Annotated in this window: 26 protein-coding genes; 18 read left to right on the forward strand and 8 right to left on the reverse strand. The window is 69.6% G+C overall.

Annotation, left to right across the window (positions count from 1 at the left end; translation table 11 throughout):
• The first annotated feature begins 86 nt into the window (after positions 1-86).
• Positions 87-944 carry a cytochrome c oxidase subunit 3 gene (locus ACOZ32_RS07825; protein WP_205252510.1) on the forward strand — a complete coding sequence of 286 codons (858 nt, stop codon included), beginning with the start codon at positions 87-89 and terminating at the stop codon, positions 942-944.
• Between the two features lie 49 nt (positions 945-993).
• Entirely contained in the window at positions 994-1842 is an 849-nt protein-coding gene (locus ACOZ32_RS07830; protein WP_205251592.1) for a biotin--[acetyl-CoA-carboxylase] ligase, read from the forward strand.
• Here the strand turns inward: ACOZ32_RS07830 and coxB are convergent, their stop codons facing one another.
• Entirely contained in the window at positions 1843-2610 is a 768-nt protein-coding gene (gene coxB / locus ACOZ32_RS07835) for a cytochrome c oxidase subunit II (RefSeq protein ID WP_010902455.1), read from the reverse strand.
• Positions 2611-2767: 157 nt separating this feature from the next.
• Here coxB and cyoE point away from each other — a divergent pair, with 157 nt between their 5' ends.
• From cyoE to ACOZ32_RS07855, 4 genes are read left to right on the forward strand one after another with little or no spacing between them, the layout of a single operon-like run.
• Positions 2768-4096 (forward strand): heme o synthase, encoded by a 1329-nt coding sequence (cyoE, locus tag ACOZ32_RS07840; protein WP_010902456.1) that lies wholly within the window; start codon positions 2768-2770, stop codon positions 4094-4096.
• Positions 4097-4753, forward strand: a complete 657-nt coding sequence (locus ACOZ32_RS07845) for a DUF7546 family protein (RefSeq protein WP_205251593.1) — start codon at positions 4097-4099, stop codon at positions 4751-4753.
• A gap of 40 nt (positions 4754-4793) precedes the next feature.
• Positions 4794-5690, forward strand: a complete 897-nt coding sequence (locus ACOZ32_RS07850; RefSeq protein WP_205251594.1) for an ABC transporter ATP-binding protein — start codon at positions 4794-4796, stop codon at positions 5688-5690.
• Positions 5687-6436 (forward strand): ABC transporter permease, encoded by a 750-nt coding sequence (locus ACOZ32_RS07855; RefSeq protein WP_010902459.1) that lies wholly within the window; start codon positions 5687-5689, stop codon positions 6434-6436. Before ACOZ32_RS07850 ends, ACOZ32_RS07855 begins: the two co-directional genes overlap by 4 nt.
• Positions 6437-6441: 5 nt before the next feature.
• On the opposite strand, the gene ACOZ32_RS07860 is transcribed toward ACOZ32_RS07855, so the two are convergent.
• Positions 6442-6921, reverse strand: coding sequence for a hypothetical protein (locus tag ACOZ32_RS07860; RefSeq protein WP_205251595.1), 480 nt, complete (start codon positions 6919-6921; stop codon positions 6442-6444).
• A 17-nt stretch (positions 6922-6938) separates the two neighbouring features.
• The gene (locus tag ACOZ32_RS07865; protein ID WP_010902461.1) at positions 6939-7547 is read right to left on the reverse strand and encodes a DUF420 domain-containing protein; all 609 of its coding nucleotides are present in this window, start codon (positions 7545-7547) and stop codon (positions 6939-6941) included.
• Positions 7548-7668: 121 nt separating this feature from the next.
• On the opposite strand from ACOZ32_RS07865, the gene ACOZ32_RS07870 reads away from it, so the two are divergent.
• The 3 genes from ACOZ32_RS07870 to ACOZ32_RS07880 are packed head-to-tail and all read left to right on the forward strand — an operon-like array spanning position 7669 to position 10054.
• Complete coding sequence (locus ACOZ32_RS07870) at positions 7669-8085, forward strand: cobalamin B12-binding domain-containing protein (protein ID WP_010902462.1); 417 nt, start codon at positions 7669-7671, stop codon at positions 8083-8085.
• 1 nt (position 8086) lies between these two features.
• Positions 8087-9061: a methylmalonyl Co-A mutase-associated GTPase MeaB gene (meaB, locus tag ACOZ32_RS07875; protein ID WP_205251596.1), complete on the forward strand. Its 975-nt coding sequence runs from the start codon at positions 8087-8089 to the stop codon at positions 9059-9061.
• A 57-nt stretch (positions 9062-9118) separates the two neighbouring features.
• A complete protein-coding gene (locus ACOZ32_RS07880; RefSeq protein WP_205251597.1) occupies positions 9119-10054 on the forward strand; it encodes an alpha/beta fold hydrolase in 936 nt (311 codons plus the stop codon).
• On the opposite strand, the gene ACOZ32_RS07885 is transcribed toward ACOZ32_RS07880, so the two are convergent.
• From ACOZ32_RS07885 to ACOZ32_RS07900, 4 genes are read right to left on the reverse strand one after another with little or no spacing between them, the layout of a single operon-like run.
• On the reverse strand, positions 10031-10414 hold the full coding sequence (locus tag ACOZ32_RS07885) for a Zn-ribbon domain-containing OB-fold protein (protein ID WP_205251598.1): 384 nt from the start codon (positions 10412-10414) through the stop codon (positions 10031-10033). The genes ACOZ32_RS07880 and ACOZ32_RS07885 overlap by 24 nt on opposite strands.
• Positions 10411-11598 carry a thiolase domain-containing protein gene (locus ACOZ32_RS07890; protein ID WP_205251599.1) on the reverse strand — a complete coding sequence of 396 codons (1188 nt, stop codon included), beginning with the start codon at positions 11596-11598 and terminating at the stop codon, positions 10411-10413. The genes ACOZ32_RS07885 and ACOZ32_RS07890 overlap by 4 nt, the downstream gene beginning before the upstream one ends.
• A gap of 41 nt (positions 11599-11639) precedes the next feature.
• Complete coding sequence (locus ACOZ32_RS07895; protein WP_205251600.1) at positions 11640-11927, reverse strand: DUF7111 family protein; 288 nt, start codon at positions 11925-11927, stop codon at positions 11640-11642.
• A 45-nt stretch (positions 11928-11972) separates the two neighbouring features.
• On the reverse strand, positions 11973-13115 hold the full coding sequence (locus tag ACOZ32_RS07900; RefSeq protein WP_205251601.1) for an acyl-CoA dehydrogenase: 1143 nt from the start codon (positions 13113-13115) through the stop codon (positions 11973-11975).
• Positions 13116-13249: 134 nt separating this feature from the next.
• On the opposite strand from ACOZ32_RS07900, the gene ACOZ32_RS07905 reads away from it, so the two are divergent.
• Positions 13250-14293, forward strand: coding sequence for a phytoene/squalene synthase family protein (locus ACOZ32_RS07905; RefSeq protein ID WP_205251602.1), 1044 nt, complete (start codon positions 13250-13252; stop codon positions 14291-14293).
• Positions 14294-14319: 26 nt separating this feature from the next.
• On the opposite strand, the gene ACOZ32_RS07910 is transcribed toward ACOZ32_RS07905, so the two are convergent.
• A complete protein-coding gene (locus ACOZ32_RS07910) occupies positions 14320-15180 on the reverse strand; it encodes a 3-hydroxyacyl-CoA dehydrogenase family protein (RefSeq protein WP_205251603.1) in 861 nt (286 codons plus the stop codon).
• Positions 15181-15265: 85 nt separating this feature from the next.
• Here ACOZ32_RS07910 and ACOZ32_RS07915 point away from each other — a divergent pair, with 85 nt between their 5' ends.
• The 8 genes from ACOZ32_RS07915 to ACOZ32_RS07950 all read left to right on the forward strand — a co-directional run bounded on the left by ACOZ32_RS07915 (position 15266) and on the right by ACOZ32_RS07950 (position 23293).
• A complete protein-coding gene (locus tag ACOZ32_RS07915) occupies positions 15266-15952 on the forward strand; it encodes a DUF7409 domain-containing protein (protein WP_229373401.1) in 687 nt (228 codons plus the stop codon).
• A gap of 98 nt (positions 15953-16050) precedes the next feature.
• Positions 16051-16842, forward strand: coding sequence for a class I fructose-bisphosphate aldolase (gene fba1 / locus ACOZ32_RS07920; protein WP_010902472.1), 792 nt, complete (start codon positions 16051-16053; stop codon positions 16840-16842).
• A complete protein-coding gene (locus ACOZ32_RS07925; protein WP_205251605.1) occupies positions 16842-17705 on the forward strand; it encodes a class 1 fructose-bisphosphatase in 864 nt (287 codons plus the stop codon). The genes fba1 and ACOZ32_RS07925 overlap by 1 nt, the downstream gene beginning before the upstream one ends.
• Positions 17706-17730: 25 nt before the next feature.
• Positions 17731-18420, forward strand: coding sequence for an SOS response-associated peptidase (locus ACOZ32_RS07930; RefSeq protein WP_010902474.1), 690 nt, complete (start codon positions 17731-17733; stop codon positions 18418-18420).
• A gap of 402 nt (positions 18421-18822) precedes the next feature.
• On the forward strand, positions 18823-19593 hold the full coding sequence (locus ACOZ32_RS07935) for a helix-turn-helix transcriptional regulator (RefSeq protein ID WP_229373402.1): 771 nt from the start codon (positions 18823-18825) through the stop codon (positions 19591-19593).
• A gap of 58 nt (positions 19594-19651) precedes the next feature.
• Positions 19652-20515 (forward strand): ABC transporter ATP-binding protein, encoded by an 864-nt coding sequence (locus ACOZ32_RS07940; RefSeq protein ID WP_010902476.1) that lies wholly within the window; start codon positions 19652-19654, stop codon positions 20513-20515.
• On the forward strand, positions 20512-22251 hold the full coding sequence (locus ACOZ32_RS07945) for an ABC transporter permease subunit (RefSeq protein ID WP_136361097.1): 1740 nt from the start codon (positions 20512-20514) through the stop codon (positions 22249-22251). The genes ACOZ32_RS07940 and ACOZ32_RS07945 overlap by 4 nt, the downstream gene beginning before the upstream one ends.
• Positions 22244-23293 (forward strand): ABC transporter permease, encoded by a 1050-nt coding sequence (locus tag ACOZ32_RS07950; protein WP_205251607.1) that lies wholly within the window; start codon positions 22244-22246, stop codon positions 23291-23293. The genes ACOZ32_RS07945 and ACOZ32_RS07950 overlap by 8 nt, the downstream gene beginning before the upstream one ends.
• Positions 23294-23310 lie beyond the last annotated feature (17 nt).

Genomic DNA, 23310 nt, shown 5'->3' on the forward strand with positions numbered 1-23310 from the left:
GACACCAGCCACACGTTCGTCTCGGACGCGCTGGCTGGCCGCCGCAGTTGGATGGGTTTTTAATACTCGCTCCGTAACCCCGTTGTATGAGCGTAGCGGACGACTCGACCGACGACCACGGCCACCACCTGCCGGCCGTGGAGGACTGGCCGAAGGGCTTTGGGGAGGCCAGCTGGTGGCCCTTCATCACTGCCATTGGCGCTGCGGGCTTCTACATCGGCGCCGCACTCTACGTGCTTGGCCGCGGTGAGAGCGCACTCGTGGGTCCGATGGTGGGGCCGGGCGTGTTCATCGCAAGCACGTTCGCCTTCCTTGCCGGGCTCTACGGCTGGGTGTACCACGCCTTCGTGGCCGCCTACTGGAGCAACGACGGCGGCGGCAGCACCGCACTCCGGTGGGGGATGATCGGGTTCCTGGGCTCCGAGATCGCGACGTTCGGTGCCGGGTTCGCGTACTACTTCTTCATCCGCGCGGGCACCCAGTGGAGCACCGCGGCCAGCGCCATTCCGGACGGGTTCCTGGGCTCCCTGGTCGTTGTGAACACCGCCATCCTCGTGGTGTCGAGTTTCACCCTCCACTTCGCACACGTCGCGCTCCGGAAGGGCAACCGGTCTCGGTTCCTGGCGCTGTTGGTGTCCACGTTCGTCCTGGGTGTCGTCTTCATCGGCGGCCAGGTCTACGAGTACTACGAGTTCATCGCCCACGAAGGGCTCACGCTGTCCGGTGGCGTCTTCGAGAGCGCGTTCTTCGGGCTCACCGGCCTGCACGGGCTGCACGTCACGATGGGCGCGGTGCTCATCGGTATCATCGCGGCGCGCGGGCTGAACGGCCAGTACTCCGCCGAGCGCCACACCTCAGTCAGCACGGTCTCGATGTACTGGCACTTCGTCGACATCGTCTGGATCTTCCTGGTCGTCGTGCTGTACGCCGGGTCGGTCGCCTAACCACGGCGAACCCGCCGGTCTTTTTCACTGGCGTTGCGAACGCCGCCGTATGACTGTTGATCCCGCGGCGCTCCAGCGCCAGGTGTCGGCACCGGTCGTCCACCGCGAGACGTGCCCGAGCACGAACGACATCGCGCGCGCCGAAGCGCGGGCAGGGGCCACCGACGGCACGTTCGTGATCGCGGACGAGCAGACGGCGGGCCGCGGGCGCACCGGCAACGCCTGGGCGAGCCCGCCCGGTGGCGTCTGGTCGAGCACCGTCGTTCGCGCCGACATCGCAGCCAGCCACGTGGGACGACTCACGCTCGCCGGCGGGCTGGCCGCCGCCGACACCGCTGCGTCGTTCGGCGTCGACGCCCGGCTGAAGTGGCCCAACGACGTGGTGGTCGCGGCCGCCGACGGCAGCGACCAGTCGAAGCTGTGTGGCGTGCTCACTGAGGCGGTCATCGACGAAGTCCCTGTCGCCGGCAAGCCCGTCGGGAGTGTGCTTCCGGAGACCGACCCTGCGAACGCCGACATGTCGTTTGCGGTGCTCGGCGTCGGCGTGAACGCGGCGCTTGATCCCGACTCGCTCGGTGATCTCGACCGCGCCGTGACGACGCTCCGAGCGGAGCGTGGCGCTGTCGATCCGACGGCCGTGGCGGCGACGCTGCACGAGCACCTCCGAACGTGGGTGTCGCGCGTCCAAACAGCGGGCGGGATGGACGACGCCGTCGCCGCGGTCCGCGAGCGCAGCGCGACGCTGGGCAAGCGGGTGCGCGTGACCCGCTTCGACGACGACCCAGTCACCGGCACTGCCGTGGCGATCGACGACCGTGGCGCGCTCGTCGTGGAGCGACCCGACGGAGCGCGCGTGCACGTAACAGAAGGAGTGTGTCAGCGACTGCGGCGCGCGTAGTCAGGCGCCGACGGAGACGTTCTCCGGGTCGTTGATGTACGCGTCGTACGTGTCGCGGTCGACGACGTGGATCTTGCTGAGCATCTTCGAGTGGCCCGCGCCACAGAACTCAGCGCAGTACAGTTGGTAGGTGCCCTCATCGAGGTCGTTCGTGACGAGGTGGTTCTGCTGGCCGGGAAGCGCGTCCATTTTCAGCCCCAGCTCCGGCGCGTGGAACGCGTGGATGACGTCGTTGGACTCGGTTTGTATGGTGACCTCCGTGTCCGCCGGTAACACCAGCGGCTGGTTGCCAACCACCGTGTCGTTGCCGGCACCCGAACTCATCGAGACGTTCGACCCCGCGTAGTCGTAGTTCCAGTACCACTGAACGCCCTCGACGGTGACGGTGGCGCTGTCCTCGTTGGCCATCGCGGCCTGGACGTCGTCCCCGGAGGACAACAAGTACGGTGTCCCCATTGCACTGTAGGCCGACACGCCGACGAACAGCAGGACGACCGCGGTCGCGACTGTCCACGTGATTTCGAGCCGGCGGTTCTCCTTGGTCGGTTTCGCCTCGTCGGCGTTCCGGAACTTCCAGACGGTGTATACGAGGATCCCCTCAACGAGCAGCGTGATCGTGATGGCGGCGGCAACCAGCTGGCTGTTGAGATTGCGGATGAGCTCCTCGGTCGCCGACTGGTACCCGGACGACGCGGCAGCCGGGTCCACGAACGCCACGAGGACCGCGATGCCAGCGACGAGAACAGGTACAAGCCGCTTCCCTCTCATACTGACTGACGGTAGGGAGTGACTCCATAAATAGGTGCTGAATGGGGGGCGCTGCGAGTCGGATAGGCTAAGTGTCCCGACCCGTAAGCTCCGGCTGAGAACCGCAGTGAGCAGAAACACCGCCACCCAGTTCGTCGCCGTGCTCGCCGCCGCCGCGATGGGCGTGTACTCGCTGCTCGTGCTCGGCGCAACCACCTCGCTGACGGGGGCCGCGAGCGCGTGCCAGACGTGGCCGTCCTGCAACGGGCAGTGGTTCGCACTGCAGTCGCTTGACCTGGTCGTCGTCTGGGGCCACCGGACCGCCGCCGCGCTCACCGGGCTCGCCGTGGTCGGTGCGGCCGTGCTCGCGTGGCGCACTGGGGCGTCCCGGCGCGTCCGCACGGCGGTCACGCTCGCGCTCGCACTCTACCCCGTCCAGGTCGTCATCGGCGCGTACACAGCCATGTCCGCGGGCGCTGCGCCGTTCACCGGCGTGCATCTGACGCTCGGCGTGGGGATCTTCGCGTCGCTCGTCGTGGCCCTCGCCTGGACGCTTGACGCGCAGACCGGCGACCTCCCGTCCGCGGAGTGGGAGGGCGAACCCCGTCACACCGACGACGGCGACCCCACCCAGCCGGGCATCGTCCGCGCGTACGTGCAGCTCATGAAGCCGCGGCTGATGTGGCTGCTGTGTCTGGTCGCCGGTGCCGGCATGGCGCTCGCCAGCAGCCAACTCGGGGCCGGCCAGCAGCTCTCGGCGGCCACCGTCGTGTTGACGCTCGGCGGTGGCGTCCTCTCGATCGGCGCGTCGGGAACGTTCAACCACGTCCTGGAGCGCGAGCAGGACGAGAAGATGGCGCGAACCGACGACCGGCCGGTGGTCACGGACCGCATCCCACCCCGGAACGCGCTGGCGTTCGGCGTCGTGTTGGGGGTGGCCTCGCTGGCCGCGTTCGCGGCCGTGAACCTCCTGACGGCCGTGCTCGGGCTCACCGCCATCGCGTTCTACTCGATCGTGTACACGCTCGTGTTGAAACCCAACACCAGGCAGAGCACGGTCATCGGCGGTGCCGCGGGCGCGCTGCCCGCGCTCATCGGCTGGGTCGCCGTTACCGGCGCAGTGGGGGTCGGCGGCGTCGTGCTCGCGGGCGTCATCTTCCTGTGGACGCCGGCGCACTTCTACAACCTCGCGCTCGCGTACAAGGACGACTACGAGCGCGGCGGGTTCCCGCTGATGCCGGTCGTCGAGGGCGAGGCGAAGACCCGCCGCCACATCGTCTACTACATCGGCGCGACGCTGGCGTCCGCCGTCGTGCTCGCAGAACTCACCGGGCTCGGCCCGCTGTACGCCGCAACCACCGTGTTGCTCGGGGCCGTGTTCCTCTACTTCGCGATCCGGCTGCACCGCGAGCGCGACCGCCGCGCCGCGATGCGGTCGTTCCACGCGTCGAACGCCTACCTCGGCTGTCTGCTGGTCGCTGTCGTGCTCGACACGATGGTGGTCTGAATGCCCACACGGACCGTCTCGACCAGTGTGGTCCGCCCCAGCCGGGAGACACTGCTCACGTGGGCGGCCGTCCTGAACGGCGAGCTCGTCGCCGTCCTGCTGTATTTCGCACTGACCACGGCGACCCCGACCGACACGGTCGCGATCGTGTACCCGTTCGTCTGGATCAACGTCGCCGTGTGGGCGGTCCGCCGCGTGGGCGTGCCGTCCGTGGCGTCCCGCCGCCAGGCAGCGGTTGCGGCCGGCGTGGGCGTCGGCTACTTCCTGTTGCTCGGCAGCGTGGGCGGGCTGTACATGCTCCAGGGGGCGGGGTTGGGCGCGCGCGTGGCGTGGCTGTCCCCCGGCTGGGGGCCGGCGCTGGTGTACAGCGGCACCGCGGTGACGGTGAGCCTGATCCCGTTCAAGCTCGTCGGCTACGCGACCCTGGCGTACCTCGTCGCCGCCGCCGTCGCCGACGCCGCCCGCACGGGGGTTGCGGGTCTCGTGGGGCTGGCGTCCTGTGTGAGCTGCGCGTGGCCGGTCCTCGGAACGCTCCTCGCGGGCCTGTTCGGGAGCACGTCGGCCGCCGTGACCATCGCGGAGTCCGACCCATACGGGGTCTCTACGGTCGTGTTCGTGTCGTCCGTGGTCGTGTTGCTGTGGCGTCCGTCCTGGTGACTTCCACACTCATTTGAGTGCCCGGGCTAGATCTCTCGGTATGGACTCGGTACTGGTTGCCGACGACGTGGCCAAGTCGTACGGCGACGTCGCCGCTCTTCGTGGCGTATCGTTGTCCGTCTCCGAGGGGGAGGTGTTCGCCCTCGTCGGCCCGAACGGTGCGGGGAAGACCACACTCGTGCGGTGTCTGACCGGCACGACGACGCCCGACGGCGGGCGCGTCGAACTGCTCGGTGAGCCACCCCAGGACGCGCAGAAACAGCGCCTGGGGCTGCTCCCGCAGTCGTTTTCGCCGCCGGACCGCTTGACCGCCGCCGAGCTCGTCGGGTATTACGCGGGGCTGTACGCCGACAGCCGCGCGCCCGACGCCGTGCTCGAATCGGTCGGCCTCGACCCCGACGACGCGACCCGGTACGGTGATCTCTCCGGCGGACAGCGCCGCCGAGCCTGCGTCGCCGCCGCGCTGGTGAACGACCCGGACGTGTTGTTCCTGGACGAACCCACGACGGGCGTCGACCCGGCGGGCCGACACGCCCTCTGGTCGGTGTTCGAAGGGCTCGCGGCCGACGGCACGACGATCGTGTTGACGACCCACGACATGGCCGAGGCGAGCGCGCTCGCGGACCGCGTCGGCCTGCTCGCCGACGGCGACATCGCCGCCACCGGAACCCCCGCGGACCTCGTGGCGGCGCACGCCGGCAGCCCGCGGCTGGTCGTCGACACCGACGCCGACCCAGAGCTTGCCGGCTTCGATTGCACGCGCACCGACGCGGGGCTCGTCTTCGAGGGCGTCGACCCCACCGCAGTGGGCGAGATCGCCGCCGCGCTCGACGACGCGGACGTGGCCTTCGACGCGCTGTCGTGGCGCGAGCCCAGCCTTGAGGACGCCTACCTGGCGCTCGCCGGTGACGCCGAGCGCGGGGAGGTGGTGCAATGAGCGCGGCGGGCCGGGTGCGAGCGGAAGCCACAGGCGCGATGCGGACGTTCCTCCGGCGCCGCACGGCGGTGTTTTTCACCTTCTTCTTCCCGGTGGTGTTGATCGTGATCTTCGCCGGCCTGGTGCGCACACAGGGCGGCAGCAGCGCGGGCCTGTTCTCGCAGCCCACGGGGTATTACCTGCCCGCGTACCTCGCAACCGTGGTGTTGTTCACGCCGCTGTCGCGCGTCGGCAGTGAGGTGGCGCGGTACCGCGCGGACAACCGCTTCGAGAAGCTCGCCACCACACCCCTGTCGCGGGCCGAGTGGCTGGCCGCGCACGCGCTGGTGAACGTGGTGTTGATCGTGCTCGCGGCGGCGGTGTTGGTCGTCGCGTTGCTGTTGACGGGCGCGAACTTCACGGTGTCGCCGTGGCTGGCGTTCTTCGTGCCGGCGGCGTCGGTGCTGTTCTGCGGGATCGGCGCCATCCTCGGGAGCCTTGCCGACGGCCAGGACGGCGCGATCGCGGCCAGCAACGGCATCGCGTTGCCGCTGTTGTTCCTCTCGGAGACGTTCGTGCAGCCGGCGCTGTTCCCGGCGTGGTTCCGGCCGCTGTTGAACGCGTCGCCGCTCGTGTACTTCGCGCGCGGCGTGCGCGCGGCGACGTTCACCGGCGGCGACGGGGTCGTGTTCAACGCCGGCGTGGTGTTGGTGCTGGCCGTCGTCGCGTTCGGGGTGGGAGCCGCCCTGATCCCGTGGACGGAGTGAGGCGGTCACGCCCCGTCCGTGGCTCGCATGTGGGCGGCGGCGAACGCCGCGGCCGCGATGGCCACGCCGAGGACCGCGATCCCGGCGGCGACGACGGTCCCGGCCCACAACAGGAGTGCAAGCAGCGGTATCGACGCCAACACGGGGGTGCCGGAGACGACGGTGGCGAGGCCACCCAGGCAGAGGGCACCACCACCGGCAACCACGGCCGTTCGTGTCGACGTTGCGGTGACGTGTGCGAGCCGCGGCGGCGTGTCCGTCGTGGTGTCCTGTGGCGGCGGTGAATGCCCCAGCAGCGCCTGCGTGCCACGCGCGCCGTCGTCAGGGGCGTCCGTCAACGGGGACAGCGTCGTCCCCCAACAGCGCTCGCAGGGTGGCTCGGGTGTCCGCTGGACCGCGCCGCAGTCTTCACACCGCCAGCGGTCCGTGTCGTCGGCGGCCGGCTCCGTCGCGGGTTCGGTCGCCGTCTCGTCGCTGCGTGACATCGGGTGGACGTGTGGTGTTATCTGGGCACCCAGGCGTAGACGTGGTTCAGCATGACGTACGTCACGACGCCGAGGAACAGCGACAGCGACCACGCGGTGGCGGCGATGCGGCCGAACGTCGCGTGCCTGGTGCGCTTGAGCTCGGCGGGCGAATGCGTCAGCCCCAGGACGATCGCGTACAGCACGACTGGCACCGAGACGACCGACAGCAGGATGTGTACCGCCAGCATCAGGAGGTACGCGCCCTTGACGACGCCCGCGAACTGCCCGAGGAACATCCCCTGGGTGATGACGATGGATTTCTCGAAGCCACCGCCGACCTTCCAGAGGTACAACACGAGGAACACGCAGATGAGCGTGAACGCGGTGAGCATCGCCGCGCGGTGTTTGCGGACCGCGCCGCGCTTGATGAACGCGACGCCGGCCAGCAGGCTGGTGAGCGCGAGCGTGTTCACGACCGCGATGAGGTCCGCGAACAGCAACACCGTCGGATCATCGAGGGGCGGGAACAACGCAACGACGTCGGTGAATGCGCCGGCGACGAGCGCGTACCCGAGCACGGACAACACGATGGTGACCCGTCCCGGGTTGGCTTTCGCGTAGCTGGCGGCGCGGACAGATACCATACGCCGTGGTTAGTGGGGGAGTGGCAACCCGTTTTCGCTTCACGCCGCCACCGCCGCGGTGTGTGCGGAACTATCATACAAGTCCGTTAGAGTGAAGCCGGCCTGCGATGATGGTTCCGCCATGAGTGAGGACTCCACACGGAACGTCCGGTGTCTCGTGGCCAAAGTCGGACTCGACGGCCACGACCGTGGGGCGCACGTGATCACGCGTGCGTTCCGCGACGCCGGCTTCGAGGTGATTTATTCGGGGCTGCATAAGGCACCCGACGAGATCGTGCAGGCCGCCGTCCAGGAGGACGTCGACGTGCTCGGGATCTCGATCCTCTCGGGGGCGCACAACACCCTCGTGCCCAAGATCATCGAGGGGTTGGCCGAGTACGACGCCGCCGAGGACACGCTCGTCATCGTCGGCGGCATCATCCCCGACGAGGACCGCGCGGACCTCGAAGCCGCGGGCGTGGACGCCATTTTCGGCCCGGGGACGCCGATGGCGGACACGATCTCGTTCATCGAATCCAACGCCCCACACCGTGACTGAGATGCCGGCCAATCAGCCCGACCTCGTTGCGGATCTGCTCGCGGGCAAACACAGAGCGCTCGCCCGCGCCATCACCAAAATCGAGGACCGGAACGACGGCTACCGCGACATCGTCTCGGCGCTGTACCCACACACGGGACAGGCCGACGTGATCGGGATCACCGGCAGTCCCGGCTCGGGGAAATCAACGCTCGTGGACAAGCTGGCCAGCCAGTACCGCGAGCGCGGCCTGACCGTCGGCGTCATCGCCGTGGATCCGTCCTCGCCGTTCACCGGCGGAGCCGTGCTCGGCGACCGCATCCGCATGGCGTCCACCGCGACGGACATGGACGTGTTCTTCCGGTCGATGTCCGCCCGCGGCAGCCTCGGGGGGTTGTCGACGGCGACCGCGGACGCGGTGAAAGCCCTGGACGCGTTCGGCAAGGACAAGGTCATCATCGAGACCGTGGGCGCCGGCCAGAACGAGGTCGACATCGTCAAGACCGCCGACACCGTCGCGGTGCTCGTGCCGCCGTCGTCGGGCGACGACGTGCAGATGCTGAAAGCCGGCATCCTCGAAATCGGCGACGTGTTCGTCGTGAACAAGGCCGACCTCGACGGCGCGAACAAGACGGTCACCGAACTCCGGAACATGCTGGATCTCCGCGACCCCGACGACGACACCGATTGGAGCCCGGAGATCGCGGAGACGGTCGCCGAACGCGGGACCGGCGTCACCGACCTGCTCGACGTGTTCGACGCCCACACCACCTGGCTGGACGAATCCGGCCGCCGCACTGAGAAGCGCCGCACGCGGTACGCCGAGGAGCTCCGAACGCTGCTGCGGGCGGACGCAAACGAGGTGCTTGAGGCCGAGCTCGCCGACCGCGGCGGGGTCGACGAGCTGGTCGCGCGCATCGACAGCGGCGCGACCACGCCCTACGAGGTCGCCGCCGACGTGCTCGACCCGATCCGGGACGCGCTGCGCGAGGACTGACCGCGCGCCGGCGCGGCGACACAACGGCTAAACCACTGGCCGTCATCGCCCTCACGTATGACACTCCGCAGACTGCTGGCTGGCGTGGCCGGGGGCACCGCCGCCACGGCCGCAGCCAACCGGCTGGTGCGCGCCGACGAGCAGCCCCCCGACCCGCTTCCCGGCACCCGGACGACCACGCGCTGGCGCGGCTTCGACGTGTCGTACACCACGGCCGGCGACCCCGACGACCCCGATCTCGTGCTTCTACACGGCGTTCACGCGGCGGCGTCCAGTCGCGCGTTCGCCGGTGTCGTCGACACTCTCGCCGAGGACTACCACGTGCTGGCCCCCGACCTCCCCGGGTTCGGCCACACCGACCGGCCGTCGATCGCGTACACAAGCGCGCTCTACGAGGCGTTCGTCGCGTCGTTCATCGGCGACGTCGCCGGCGACGATCCGGCCGTGGTCGCGTCCTCGCTGACCGGCGCGTGGGCCGCGATGGCGGCCGCTGACACGTCCGTGTCCGCGCTCGCGCTGGTGTGTCCGATCGCCGACACCGGGCAGCGACGCCCCGCCGTGCGCCGCCTGCTCCGCACGCCGGTGGTCGGCACCGCCGTGTTCAACGCGCTCGTCAGCCGCCGCGGCCTCCGGTGGTTCACCAACCGCCACGCGTTCTACCAGTCCGCGAACGTCCCCGCCGGACTGCTCGACTACCAACACCGGACCAGCCACCAGCCGAACGCACGGCTGGCACCGGCGTCGTTCGCGGGCGGCATGCTCGACCCGGCAGTCGACCTCGTGGACGCAGTCCAGTCGGTGCCGGCCCCGGTCACCCTCGTCTGGGGGCGGGAGGCACGCATCACGCCGCTTGCGGACGGCCGCGCGCTCGCGGACGCCGCCGACGTGCGGCTGACCGTCCTCGACGACGCGGGCGCGGTGCCACACGTCGAACACCCGGCGTCGTTTTGCGACGCGCTCGGCGCGGCGCTACCGCAACTCGAACACCACTAGCCGGTCGCCGGTCGTCGCCGACTCGCCGACCGTCGCCGCCACCTCGTCGCCGATCTCGACCGTTCCCGGCTCCGCCCGCACCTGGCCAGTCAGCCGCACCGCGCCGAACGACGCCACCGCAAGCACGTACGGCGCGTCGTCGGCGAACGCCGGCGTCGCCACGTGCAGCGTGGAACACGAGTCGATCGTGCCCGTCTCCGGCAGCGCCGTCTCGGTCAGCTCCCGGGCCCCGCAGTGCGGACACGCGTGCCGCGGCGGCAGGCTCCCGTGGCCGTTCGGGCACGCCAGATAGTACCCCTCGTCGGCGGCCAGCGCGTCGATGGCGTCGTCGTAGCCGTCGTCCCGAACGCGGTCGCTCATGCCGCATCCGCCTCCGTGTCCGCGACCGTCTCAAGCACGTGCACGACGGCGCTGGCGACCGTGCCCCCGGCGTTGTGCGCGACCGCGGTCTGTGCGTCCGCGACGTGCTCGCTGTTGACGTGGTCGCCGCGCAGCAGCCTGGTGAGCTCCGCGACCTGGCTGGTGCCGGTCGCGCCGACCGGATGGCCCTTGGCTTTCAGGCCCCCCGAGAGGTTCACCGGCAGCCGCCCGTCTTTGGTCGTGACACCCTCGCGCGCGGCAGTGATGCCGGCTCCGGGCTCGAAAAAGCCCAGCGACTCCGTCGCCATCACTTCCGCGATGGTGAAACAGTCGTGTACTTCCGCCACGTCCACGTCGTCGGCGGACACCCCTGCGTCCGCGTAGGCTTCGGTGGCGGCGTCGGTCGCGGCCGGCGAGGTCGCCATGTTCTGGCGGTCCTGGAGCGCCATCTTGTCCCCGCCCTGGCCGGTGCCGGTCACCGCGACCGGTGCGCTGACGTCGTGCGTGTCGGCGTACGACTCGCTCACGAGCACGAGCGCGCTCGCGCCGTCGGTGACGGGGCACGCGTCGTACAGATGCAGTGGTTCCGCGACCGGCGGCGACTCCAGGGCGTCCGCGACGGTGATCGCCTGCTGGTACTGCGCGCGGTCGTTGTCCACCGCGTTGGCGTGGTTTTTGACGGCGATGTGCGCGAGGTCCTCCCGGCTGCCGCCGAACTGCTCGAAGTACGACGCCGCCATCAGGGCGTACGCGCCGGGGAACGTCATGCCCGCGCGCACCTCGTACAAGCCGTCGGCCGCGATCGCCAGCGCGTCCGTCGATTCGGCGGTTTCGAGGTTGTTCATGCGCTCGGCGCCGCCGACAACCACCACGTCAGCCTCGCCGTTGCGAACGTCCCGGACGGCGCGCCGGAGCGCGACGCCGCTCGACGCGCACGCCGACTCGTACCGGGTTGCGGGCACGTCGAGGCCCAGCGCCTCCGCGACCAGCGGCCCCTGGTGGCCCTGGTGCTCGCTCAACTCCCCCATGAAGTTGCCGTAGTGCACGGCGGCCACGTCTTCGCGGGCGACGCCGGCGTCGTCCAGCGCCGCCAGCCCGGCTTCCGCGAACAGGTCGCGGCTCGTCCGCTCGGGATGCACACCGAAGTGGGTCAACCCCACGCCAGCTACGCGCGCGTCTGTCATGCACGACCGTACTCCGAGCGGGTTCAAAAACAGTCCGAAACCTACATCCCCATGTCCGCCGCGCCCGCCGGCACTGGGAGGTCGTGTTTCCCGACGCCGAGGCGCTCGGCGGCGTGATCCAGCGCCATGTCGAACCCGTAGTAGCGTTCGAGCTCGTCGCCGTCCGGCGACGACCGCACTTTCAGCATCGCATACCCCTCGACGTTCTGCGCGATGGCCGCGGTGGTGCCGCGCTCGCCGGTGAACGCCAGCACGCGCTCGGCGTCGGTCTCGTAGTACTGCGCGGTGATGCCGTCGGCCTCGGCGGTCGCAGCGGGGTCGTCGGTCATACGCCGACGTACGGACGCCGCCGGCAAAAACGAGGTGGGTTCGGGCTATTCGAGGAGCTCGTTCGCGATCGTGTTCCGGAGGATCTCCGACGTCCCCTCGTAGATCTCGTTGAGCTTCGCGTCCCGGTAGTACCGCTCCGCGTCGAAGTCCTTGGTGTAGCCGTAGCCGCCGTGGATCTGGATGCCCTCGTTGGCGACCTCCCGGGAGATCTCCGAGGCGTACAGCTTCGCCTGTGCGGCCTCCTTGATGAACGACTCCCCGCGGATCTTCAGGTCCGCGGCCTTGTGCATCAGCAGCTCCGCGGCCTGGAGTTTGGTGTCCATGTCCGCCAGCTTGTGCTGGATGGTCTGGAAGTCGCTGATCGCCTGCCCGAACTGGTCGCGGTCCTGTGCGTACTCCCGGGCGTCGTCGAGCGCCGCGCGAGCCAGGCCCACCGACCGCGCCGCGATCGTGATGCGGCCGCCGTTCAGCGTCTCCAGGGCGTGTTTGAACCCGTCGCCCTCCTCGCCGAGCAGGCGGTCGGCGGGCACCCGCATGTCGTCGAACCGGAGCTCCGCCGTGGGGCAGCCCTTGTCGCCGAGTTTGTCCTCGGTGCCCGCCACGATGAACCCGTCGTCCTCGGCGGGCCGCACGATGAACGACGAGATGCCGCGGTGGCCGGCGTCGGGGTCGGTCTTCGCGAACACCGTCACCGTGTCCGCGACGCTGCCGTTGGAGATCCAGAGCTTCTCCCCGGAGATGACGTACGCGTCGCCGTCGCGCTGTGCGGTGGTCTCCATGGCCGGCACGTCGGAGCCCGCGCCGGCCTCCGAGAGCGCGAACGCGCCGATGTCGTCGCCGCGACTGAGCGGCGCGAGGTAGTCGTGTTTCTGGTCGTCGCTGCCGTACTCGTAGACCATGTTCCCCGCGAGGCTCGTGTGCGCGGCCACGACCGTCCCCAGCCCGCCGCTGCCGCGCGCGATCTCCGACAGCGCGGTGGCGTACGTGTGGTAGTCGAGGCCGGCGCCGTCGTACTCCTCGGGGAACGGCATCCCCATCAGTCCCAGATCGCTCATCTCCGCGACCAGGTCGGCGGGGAACTCGTCGGTCTTATCGATGGTAGCGGCCCGCGGTTTGACTTCTTCGTCGACGAACTCCGCGACCATCTCCGCGATCTGGTCGTGTTCGGCGGAGCGCGTGAAATCCATGTGGTATGCTTTGTCGGTCTGCCCTTTACTGTTGGCATCCCGGAACCCCATCGCGGGGCGCGATGATCGCAGTGGGCGACGGGTCGACGCCCCAACCTCTTTTGTATTCCCCCACCCTAGCCCGACCACGAGTGATGGACGGCCGTCAGTCCCACCAGCCGACCGCGTCGGACCGCGAGTGGTGCCACAGCGCGGTACAGGACGTTTCACGTACGTTTGCGCTCACCATCGACGCCCTCGAAGAGCCGATGGCGACGCGCATCTGCGTTGGCTACCTCCTGTGCCGGGTTGCCGACACCGTCGAGGACGCCACCGCGATGCCGCCCACCGAACAAGCACAGCTCTTGGAGACGTATGACGCCGCGCTCGATCCCGACTGCGGGACGACCGTCGCGGAGTTCCAGGCCGCCGTCGGCGACCACGTCCCCAGCGAGCCGAACGCCGATTGGCGCGTCGTCGCCAACACCACCCGCGTCGTCTCCGCGTTCGAGTCCCTGGACGACGCCGCCAAGGCCGCGATCCGGCCGACGGTCCGGGAGATGGCCACCGGGATGGCGTCGTTCGTACAGCGGTACGCCGACGCCGGCGGGCTCCGCATCCAATCACCAACCGAGCTCGAAGAGTACTGCTGGTACGTCGCCGGCACCGTCGGCGAACTCGTCACGGAGCTGCTGGCCCGCGACGCGCCCAGCGACGCCGCCGCCGCCATGCGCGAGAACGCGCGGTCGTTCGCGTTGCTGTTGCAGCTCGTGAACGTCGCCAAAGACGTCCGCCCGGACTACGAGGAGGAGAACAACGTCTACCTGCCACAGGAGTGGCTCGACGACCACGACCTCGCCCCGGAAGACGTCGCCGACCCCGAACACGCGGGCCGCGTGGCCTCCGTCGTCGAGCGCGTCACCGACCGCGCCCGCGGCTACGTCGCCGACGCCCAGCGCTGGCTTGAGGTCATGCCGACCAGCCAGGGCAACACGTTCGCCGCGTGGGCGGTGCCGTTCCTGCTTGCGGTCGGCACGATGCGGGAGCTCGGGAACCGGCCCGCCGACGTCGTCCGCGAGGGGGACGTGAAAGTCGACCGCGAGGAAGTGCACGCCGTCATCGGCCTGGTCGCCGACGATTTCGACCGCAGCGCCATCGACAGCGTGCGCGAACGGATCGCGACCGAGTCGCTGTCCTGACCCGCGGCGCTGTCTGAGTGCCCGACTCAGTCGTACGTGTAGAAGCCCGCACCGGTCTTCTTCCCGAGGTCGCCGGCGTCGACCTTTCGCTGCAGCAGGTACGCGGGCTTGTACCGGTCGCCGAGCTCCTCGTGGAGTGTTTCGCTGGCGTCCAGGCAGACGTCGAGGCCGATGTGGTCGGCGAGCTCCAGGGGTCCCATGGGGACGTTGGTGCCGAGTTTCATTCCGGTGTCGATGTCGTCCTTGCTGGCCACTCCTTCGTCGAACGCCCGGACGCCCTCGTTGATCCACGGCATCAGGATGCGGTTGGTGACGAAGCCGGGTTTGTCGTCGGACTCCCAGGTCTCCTTGTCGAGGTCCTCGGCGAGGGCGTGGGCGAACGCCACCACGTCGGCGTCGGTTTTCTCGCCGACGACGACCTCGACGCCGGTCATGATCGGGACCGGGTTCATGAAGTGCAGGCCAACGACGCGGGACGCCCGATCGGTGACCGACGCGATGGTGGTGATCGACAGCGTGGACGTGTTCGTCGCCAACACCACGTCCTCGGGCAGGGCGTCGTCGAGGTCGCGGAAGATGTCCTGCTTGACCTCCATGTCCTCGACGGCGGCCTCGATGACGACGTCGCAGTCGGCGAGCTCCGCGAGGTCGGTCGTGCCCGTGATGCGGTCGACGATGGCGTCGGCGTCGGCCTCGCTCAGGTCGTCGTTCGAGACGAAGCGGTCGAGCGAGGATTCGATGCTGTCGAAGCCGGCGTCGACGTACTCCTGTTCGATGTCGCGCATCACGACCGTGTAGCCGGCGGTCGCCGCGACTTGCGCGATTCCGGCGCCCATGGTGCCCGCGCCAACAACGCCGATCGTCTCCGTGTCTGCGAGTGATCGCATGGGCGGTGGTGGGTGCGGCCGGAACCTAAGCGTGCCGGAAACGTGGAAACACTCAAGCAGCTTCAGTTGCACCTTCGATGCAACTGTGTCCGCCCCTGACTTGCGGGCGCGCCTCCGCGAGCTTCGGTTCGTCGGGCCGTCGACAGCCGACGCGCTGGCGGCCGCGGACGTGGTGCCAGCGGACATCACCGGGAAACGCGTTTCGCACGCACAGCTCGTCGAGTATGGCGTCAACCCGGGTGTGGCGGCGCGGATCCGCCGCGAGCACTCCCTGCAGTGGTCGTTCGAGGGCGGCGCGGACCTCGATCAGCGGGCCGAGCAGGTCCGCGGGTTGCAGGACGACGAGCGCCAGTGGGTCGCCGCGAGCTACGGCGTGGACGCCGAGGCCGACGGGAGCGGGGACGCGGCGGCCGCGGAGTCGGACTGGCAGGCGGCCGCGGTCGCCGGTGGCGGGGGTGGTTCGCCCCCCGAGCAGACCGACACGTCGGACGCCGCGGACGAGGAAGCGGCGTGGCGCGAGGGGGCGTGGCCCACCGGCGACGCGGACGACGCCGCCGAGCGCGGGGAGGCGGCGTGGCAGGAGGCGTCAGCGCCGACGCCGGTGACAGCGCTCCGGGCCGTCGACGACGACGCGGCGGCGCTGCTGGCGAGCGCCGGGATCACCTCCGTGCGCAGCCTGGCGACCGCCCACGTCGACCAGGTCGCGGACTCCCTGGGCGTGTCGAGTGACCGCGTGCGCGCGCTCCGGGACGCCGCCCGCGACCGCCTCTAAACGTTCACTCGGAACGGAGTTAAAACGCCGTACGGGGCGGCTGCCGGCGGGCGCACAGAGGGTTAGACTCTTAACGCTCTCAATCGGAGTGTGTCGTGATGCGACCCTTCGAGGACTCACCGATCTCCCGCGACGGCAAGGTACTGATTCTGGCGTACGACCACGGCCTCGAACACGGTCCGGTCGACTTCGAGGCAGTGCCAGCCACCAAAGACCCCGAAGCCGTCTGGGATGTCGCGACCCACGACGCCGTCTCCGCGATGGCCGCCCAGAAGGGCATCGCCGAAGCCTACTACCCCTCCTACAGCGACGACGTGAACCTCCTGGCGAAGCTCAACGGCACCTCGAACCTCTGGATGGGCGAGCCCGACTCCGCCGTGAACTGGACGGTCGACTACGCCGCCGACGTCGGCGCGGACGCCGTCGGGTTCACGCTGTACGGCGGCTCCAACAGCGAAGTCGAGATGGCCGAGGAGTTCCGGGACGCCCAGGAAGCCGCCCGCGACCACGACCTCCCCGTGGTGATGTGGTCGTACCCCCGCGGCCAGGGCCTCAAAAACGACAAGAACCCGGACACCATCGCGTACGCCGCCCGCCAAGCCCTGGAGCTGGGCGCCGACATCGCGAAGGTCAAATACCCCGGCAGCACCGACGCGATGTCCCACGCTGTCGACATGGCCGGCCCGACCAACGTCGTGATGTCGGGGGGCTCCAAGACCAGCGACCGCGACTTCCTCGAATCCGTGAAGGGCGCAATCGACGCCGGCGCGTCCGGGCTCGCGGTCGGCCGGAACGTCTGGCAGCGCGAGCACCCCGCGGCGTTCCTCGACGGCCTGGAAGCCGTCGTCTACGAGGAAGCCAGCGTCGACGAGGCGCTCGGACGCATCTGATGGCCGACGTCATCGACGCCGTCTTCGATGCGATCGCGGACGCCGCCCCCGAGGTCCGTGCGGGGCTGCCCGACCACCGCGCGACCCGTGACGACCAGAACGCCTCCGGAGACACCCAACTGGAGGCCGACGTGTGGGCCGACGACCTGCTGTTCGACCGCACCGAGTCCATCGAGGGCGTGAACTGGTACGCCAGCGAGGAGCGTGACGCCGTCGTCACGGTGGGCGACGCCGAAGGCGGGTACGCCGTCGCACTCGACCCCCTTGACGGCTCCTCGAACGTGAAATCCAACAACCCCTGTGGCACCGTCGTCGGCATCTACGACCAGCCGCTGCCCGCGCCCGGCTCCAGCCTCGTCGCCGCCGGGTTCGTCCTCTACGGACCCACGACCACCATGGTCGTCGCGCGCGACGACACCGTCCGGGAGTCTCTCGTCTCCGAGACGGGGGCCACAACCGATCTCGGCCCCGTCGAGTTGCCGGCCGAACCCACCGTCTACGGGTTCGGCGGCCGGGTCCCCGACTGGACGCCGGCGTTCGAGTCGTTCGTCCGGGACGTTGAGGACGACCTGAAGCTGCGCTACGGCGGCGCGATGATCGCCGACGTGAACCAGGTGCTGGTCTACGGCGGCGTGTTCGGCTACCCCGGCCTGGAGTCCGCGCCGGACGGAAAGCTCCGCGCGCAGTTCGAGGCACTGCCGATCGCGTACATCGTCGAAACAGCCGGCGGCGCGTCCTCGGACGGCACCCAGTCGCTGCTGGACGTGGCACCGACACGCCTCCACGAGCGCACGCCCACGTTCGTCGGCACCGACGACGTGATCGCGGCCCTCGACGCGGCGCTTCCCGACCACACGAATTAACCGCCATCGGCACCTCCACTCCCACATGTGTGGCCGGTACGCGCTGTTTTCTACCCCCGAGACGCTGCGCGAAACGTTCGGGCTGACGACCGCCCCCGTCGAGCCGACGTACAACGCCGCGCCCAGCCAATCGCTGCCCGTGATTCTGGACACTGAACCGACGGAAACGGTGCGCGCGCGGTGGGGACTGGTGCCGTCGTGGTCCGACGGCCCGCAGTCGGCACCCGACCCGATCAACGCGCGCGCCGAGACGCTCACCGAGACGCGACACTTCCAGGCGGCCTACGAACACCGGCGGTGTCTCGTGCCGGTCGACGGGTTCTACGAGTGGCGCGACGAAGACGGCGCGACGGTCCCGTATTTCGTGTCTCGAACCGACGGCGCGCCGTTCCTGCTGGCGGGGCTGTGGGAGACGTGGACGCCCGAGCAAACCCAGACCGGCCTGGGCGAGTTCACGGGCGACGACGGTCCCAGTCGCGACCCCGAGACAGTGCGGTCGTTCACCGTCGTGACGACGCAGCCCAACGCGTTCCTCGCGGACTACCACCACCGGATGGCGGTGGTGCTCACACCCGCCCAGGGTCAGCGGTGGCTGACCGACGACGATCCAACGGACCTGTTCACGCCGGGCGCGTTCGACCTCCAGGCCTGGCGGGTTTCGACGGCGGTCAACGACCCGACAGTCGACCGGCCGGCGCTCGTCGAGCCGGCGTGAACAGGCGACGTGACGCGCGGTAGCGGAGCGACCGGTAATGAATAGTGGCCCGGGGGTCGAACGCTCGGGCAGCCGATGGCCGCCGTCCAGCCTGGGGCAGTACTGGCGGCGAGCCGGCGACCACGCCCCACCGACGTGGCGCTGGACAAGTGGGGGACTGGATCGCCGTGTCGGGCGTGGTCGGTGGCTGGAGCGTGTCGGGCACCCCGGTAGCCGGCGTTCGAACCGGCTCGGAGCGTGTCAGAGGCACAGCCGGTGCGTGCGCACCAGCAACTGTACACACGGCCGGTGAATGCTTTACCCTACGTGTTGCCGAGACGTGCAGTCGTCACGCATCACAGATAACTATAACGGTCGTTTATGTGGAAGACGTTTTCACGCAACGCCACTAGTGTAGAAACGATGCCGGCACCCGACTCGCTGTTCCAGCTGCTCGCGCAGCGCGCCGACCTCATGCGGGCAGTCCGAGACGCCACCACCACGACGAAGCCGGAGCTCGCTGACACGCTGCCCGTCTCCCGGTCGACGGTCGACCGCGCCGTTCGTGAACTGGAGGCCCACACCCTGCTTGAGCGCGCCGGTCAGGTGTCGCTCACGCTCAAGGGCCGACTCGCGTTGCGCAGTTACGAATCGTTCGCCGCCGACATCGACGGCCTGGACGCGGCTGACGCCGCCCTCGCGACGGTCCCGGCCGACGCCCGCATGGACACCGTCCTGTTCCGGGACGCGACGGTGGTCAACGCCACGTCGGTTGCGCCCCAGCGCGCCACCGAGGCCTACCGGTCGCTGCTCGCCGACGCCACGCGCATCGAGGGGTACGCGAGCGCCGTCCTCGACAGCGTCGTGTCGACGCTCCGCGAGCGCATCCGTGCGGGCGAGCTGCAGGTTTCGCTGGTGTTACACCCCGACGTGTTGGACGCGCTCATCGCCACACACGGCGACAGCGTCACTGACGCGCTGCGCACCGACGCACTCACGCTGCGTGAAGCCACGACCACACTCCCGTACAGCCTGTTCACCCTCGACACCACAGCCACCACGTACGCCTGTGGGCTGTTCTACGACGACACCGGCCACACCAGCCTCGTCCACACCGACGACGCCCAGGCTGTGGCGTGGGCCGACCGCGTGACGGCAGACCTGCGAGCCGACGCCACCACCCTCCCGAAATGACGACGACACGCCGCGGTGGCACCCCAATGCTCAAATCACCACCGTTCCATCTACCGGTATGATCTCCGTGCAACGCCTAGAAAAACGGTACGGCGGCGTCACCGCCGTGGACGGCGTCTCCTTCGACGTCGGTGCCGGGGAAGTCTTCGGACTCGTCGGCCCCAACGGAGCCGGCAAGACCTCCACGCTGAAGATGCTCTGTGGGCTCGTTGAGCCGTCCGCCGGCGACATCACCGTCAACGGGTTCGACGCCGGCGACACGGCGATGCGCCGCACCCTCGGGTTCCTGCCAGAGGAGTCGCCGCTGTACGACGAAATGACGCCCCGGAGCTATCTACGGTTTTTCGCGGATCTCTACGACGTGGACCGGGCGACCGCAAACGAGCGCATCGAGGCCGCCCTCGATCGCCTCGACCTCGACGCCCGTGACCGTCCCGTCGGCGACTTCTCGAAGGGCATGACCCGGAAGGTCGCGATCGCGCGCTCGCTGGTCAACGACCCCGACGTGCTGGTGTACGACGAACCCGCAAGCGGACTCGATCCGCTCACGACGAACACCGTCATCGAGTTCACCCGCGAGCTCGCCGCCGACGGCAAGACGATCGTGTTCAGCGCCCACGACCTCCATCACGTCGAAAGCGTCTGTGACCGCGTCGCCATCATGCGGGACGGACAGTTCGCCGCCACCGGCACGCTGGCCGACATCCGCGACGAACACGGCGAGGTCTCCTATCGGGTGTTCACCGACGTCGACGTCGACGACGCCCGGCCGTCTAATGGCCGCTACGTCACCACCGTCGATTCGATGGCCGACGTCGACGCGATCCGGGCTGCGGCCGCCGACGCCGGCGGCGGCGTGGTCGACATCCGAACCGACGAGTCCACACTCGAAGACGTCTTCCTCGACGTGACCGGCGCATGAAGGCGGGAAACGTCCTGCGGATCGCCCGCTGGGAGACCACGCGAAGCGCCACCAGCCTCGACCGCGAGACTGCGATCGCGTTCGTCGTCGTGGCGGTTGCGTTGGCCGCCATCGTGCCCGCGGTCGTCACCACCGGCCCCACGCCCGGGGAGGGGATCTACCGGATCGGCGTCGACGACGACAGCCCGTACGCCGATGTCGCCGCCAGCGACCCGCAACTCGCCGCCGTGCAGCCCGGCAGCGACGCCGATGTCACGGTCTCCCCGGTCGGCATCCAGTACGCCGACACCGCGAAAGGCCGGGCGGCGCTGTCCACGCTTCGATCCGCCACCGTCGCGTACAACGACGCCGTCATGGCGGACGAACCGGACCAGGCCGCCGCGTTCCCCGTGGTCGTGTCGCTCACGTACCGGCCACAGTCGATCGACGTGACCAGCGCACAAGCCGACACTGACGGTGCCGGATCCTCCACCACTGGTGGCGACGGCGGCCGGACCGACACGCCGTCCACTGACGACGGGGCCACGGGCACGTCACCGACGGCGGGCGCCTCCGGCGGCGGGCTGAGCGGACTGCTCGGACAAGCCCAGTCCGGCACGCCGTCGTCGATCTCGCCGCCGTTCCCGCTGCAGTCGCTCGTGTTCGCGTTCGCGTTCCTGTTGCCGTTGAACATCGTGATCCAGGCGTACGGCTCCAGCGTGCTCGCCGAACGCATCGACCGCCGGGGCGAGCCGCTGCTCGTGGCTCCGGTCTCGCGGGGCGACATCGTCGCCGGCAAGACGCTGCCGTACTTCGCGGGCGCGATCGCGCTCGTCTCCGTGATCGCCGCCGCAACGGGCGCGGGCGTGCTCGCGGTGCTCGCCGTCGCGCCGCTGGCCGCGCTGTTCCTCGCGGCGACGTTCCTCGGCGCGATGTTCGCGCGCTCGTACAAGGAGCTCACGTTCGTCACGGTCGCCGTGAGCGTCGCGCTCACCACGTACGCGTTCGTGCCCGCCGTCTTCGCGGAAGTCAACCAGATCGCCGCCATCTCCCCGCTCACCGTGGTCGTCGACTCGATCACCGACAGCGGCGTGAGTACCGGCCAGTTCGTGCTCTCGACTGCGCCGCCGGGGCTGGCAGCGTTCGTGCTGTTCGGCCTGGGGACGGGCGTCTACCGCGAGGAGGACATGTTCACCCAGCTGCCGATCCCGTCGAAGCTGCTGGACGCGCTCGCCGCGCCGCTGGCGACCCCGCGGCGGGCCGGGGTCTGGACGGCGCTGTTCCTCCCGTTCGTGCTCGTCGCCGAGCTGTTCGCCGTTGCCCTGCTGTTCGTCGCGCCCGTCTCGCTGTCCATCCCGGTGTTGCTGGGGGCCATCGCGGTCATCGAGGAAGTCGCGAAAAGCATCCACGTGTTCGCGGCCTTCGAGCGCGGCCAGTACCGACGCAGCTTCCGGACCGCGCTGGCGGTCGGAGCCGCCTCCGGCGTCGGGTTCTTCGTCGCCGAGAAGGCGCTGCTCGTCACGCAGCTGGTCGGGCTTCCCGGGTTGGACATCGGGCGGGCGGCGTTCGCGCCCGCGCTCCGGGGTGCGTCCCCCGGGCTGTTACTGGTGGCTCCGCTGGTGTGGCACGTCGTGACGGCCGCCATCTCGGCGGTCGGCGCCGCCAGATCACGGCTCGCGTACGTGGGCGCGCTCGCCGCCGCCATCGGTGTGCACCTCGCGTACAACATCGCCGTGGTGGTGATCGCCCTTGGGTAACCCACGCGTCGTCCTCGCGCGGCGCACCCTCGGGTCGCTGCGCTCGGAGAAAACCATCGTTCTCGCGCTCGTCATCCAGCTGTTCATCGCTGGGTTCTCGTCGTTCCTGGTCGTGGGACTGGTGTCGCTTTACGACCCGGGGACCACCAACGGCGACGCGCTCACGGTGTCGGTCGGCGTCACCGGAAACGCGTCAAGCGACGTTGCGGCCACCATCGCCGACGACGACAGCCGCAGCGTCGTTCCGTACCCGTCGCAGGCCGCCGCGAGCGCTGCCTTCCAGCGCGGCGATGTCCAGGCGCTCGTTCACGCCACCAGGCAACCGGGCGGGCGCATCCTGGCCGCGGCCACAGCGCCGGAGGGGTCGTTTCGAACCACACTGGTGGTCACGGAGCTGAAGGGCGCGCTGTCCACCCTGGAGCGCGAGCGCCGCGCCGACCTCGACCACCGTCTGGAGCGGACGCCGGTCGACCTGCCCCCCGACGAACGATCCAACCCGTACTTCTCGTTCACGTACACCGTGCTGTTGCCGCTGTTGGCGTTCCTGCCGGCGTTCATCTCCGGGAGCGTGATGGCCGACTCGATGGCCGAGGAACTCGAACGCGACACGCTCTCGTTGCTGCGGGTCGCGCCGCTGTCGCTGCCCGAGATCGTCGACGGGAAAGCGATCGCGCTGGTCGGGCTGGCACCGGCACAGGTCGCGCTCTGGCTCCTGTTGCTGTGGCTCAACGGCACGCACATCGCCAACCCGCTGGCGCTGCTCGCGCTCGTCGCGGGCGTCGCTGCCGTGCTCGTCGCCACCGGCGCGGCGCTCGCGCTCCGCGTCGGGGCGCGCCGCGAAGCCCAGCTGCTGTACTCGTTCGTTGCGCTGGCGGTGTTCGGTGTCGCCAGCCTGCTCCCACAGAGCCCCCAGAACCTCATCGCGCGGCTGGCAGTCGACAGCCCCACCACGCTCACGTGGGGGCTGCTGGGCGTGGCCCTGACCATCGCAGCGGCGTCGTACACCGGACTCCGGTGGCTCGCGGGGGGCGCAGAGACGTAGCCGCGCGCCGGAAACCA

Origin of the sequence: Halobacterium sp. MBLA0001, assembly GCF_049705385.1 — an archaeon.
In the GTDB taxonomy this organism is placed as follows: domain Archaea; phylum Halobacteriota; class Halobacteria; order Halobacteriales; family Halobacteriaceae; genus Halobacterium; species Halobacterium salinarum.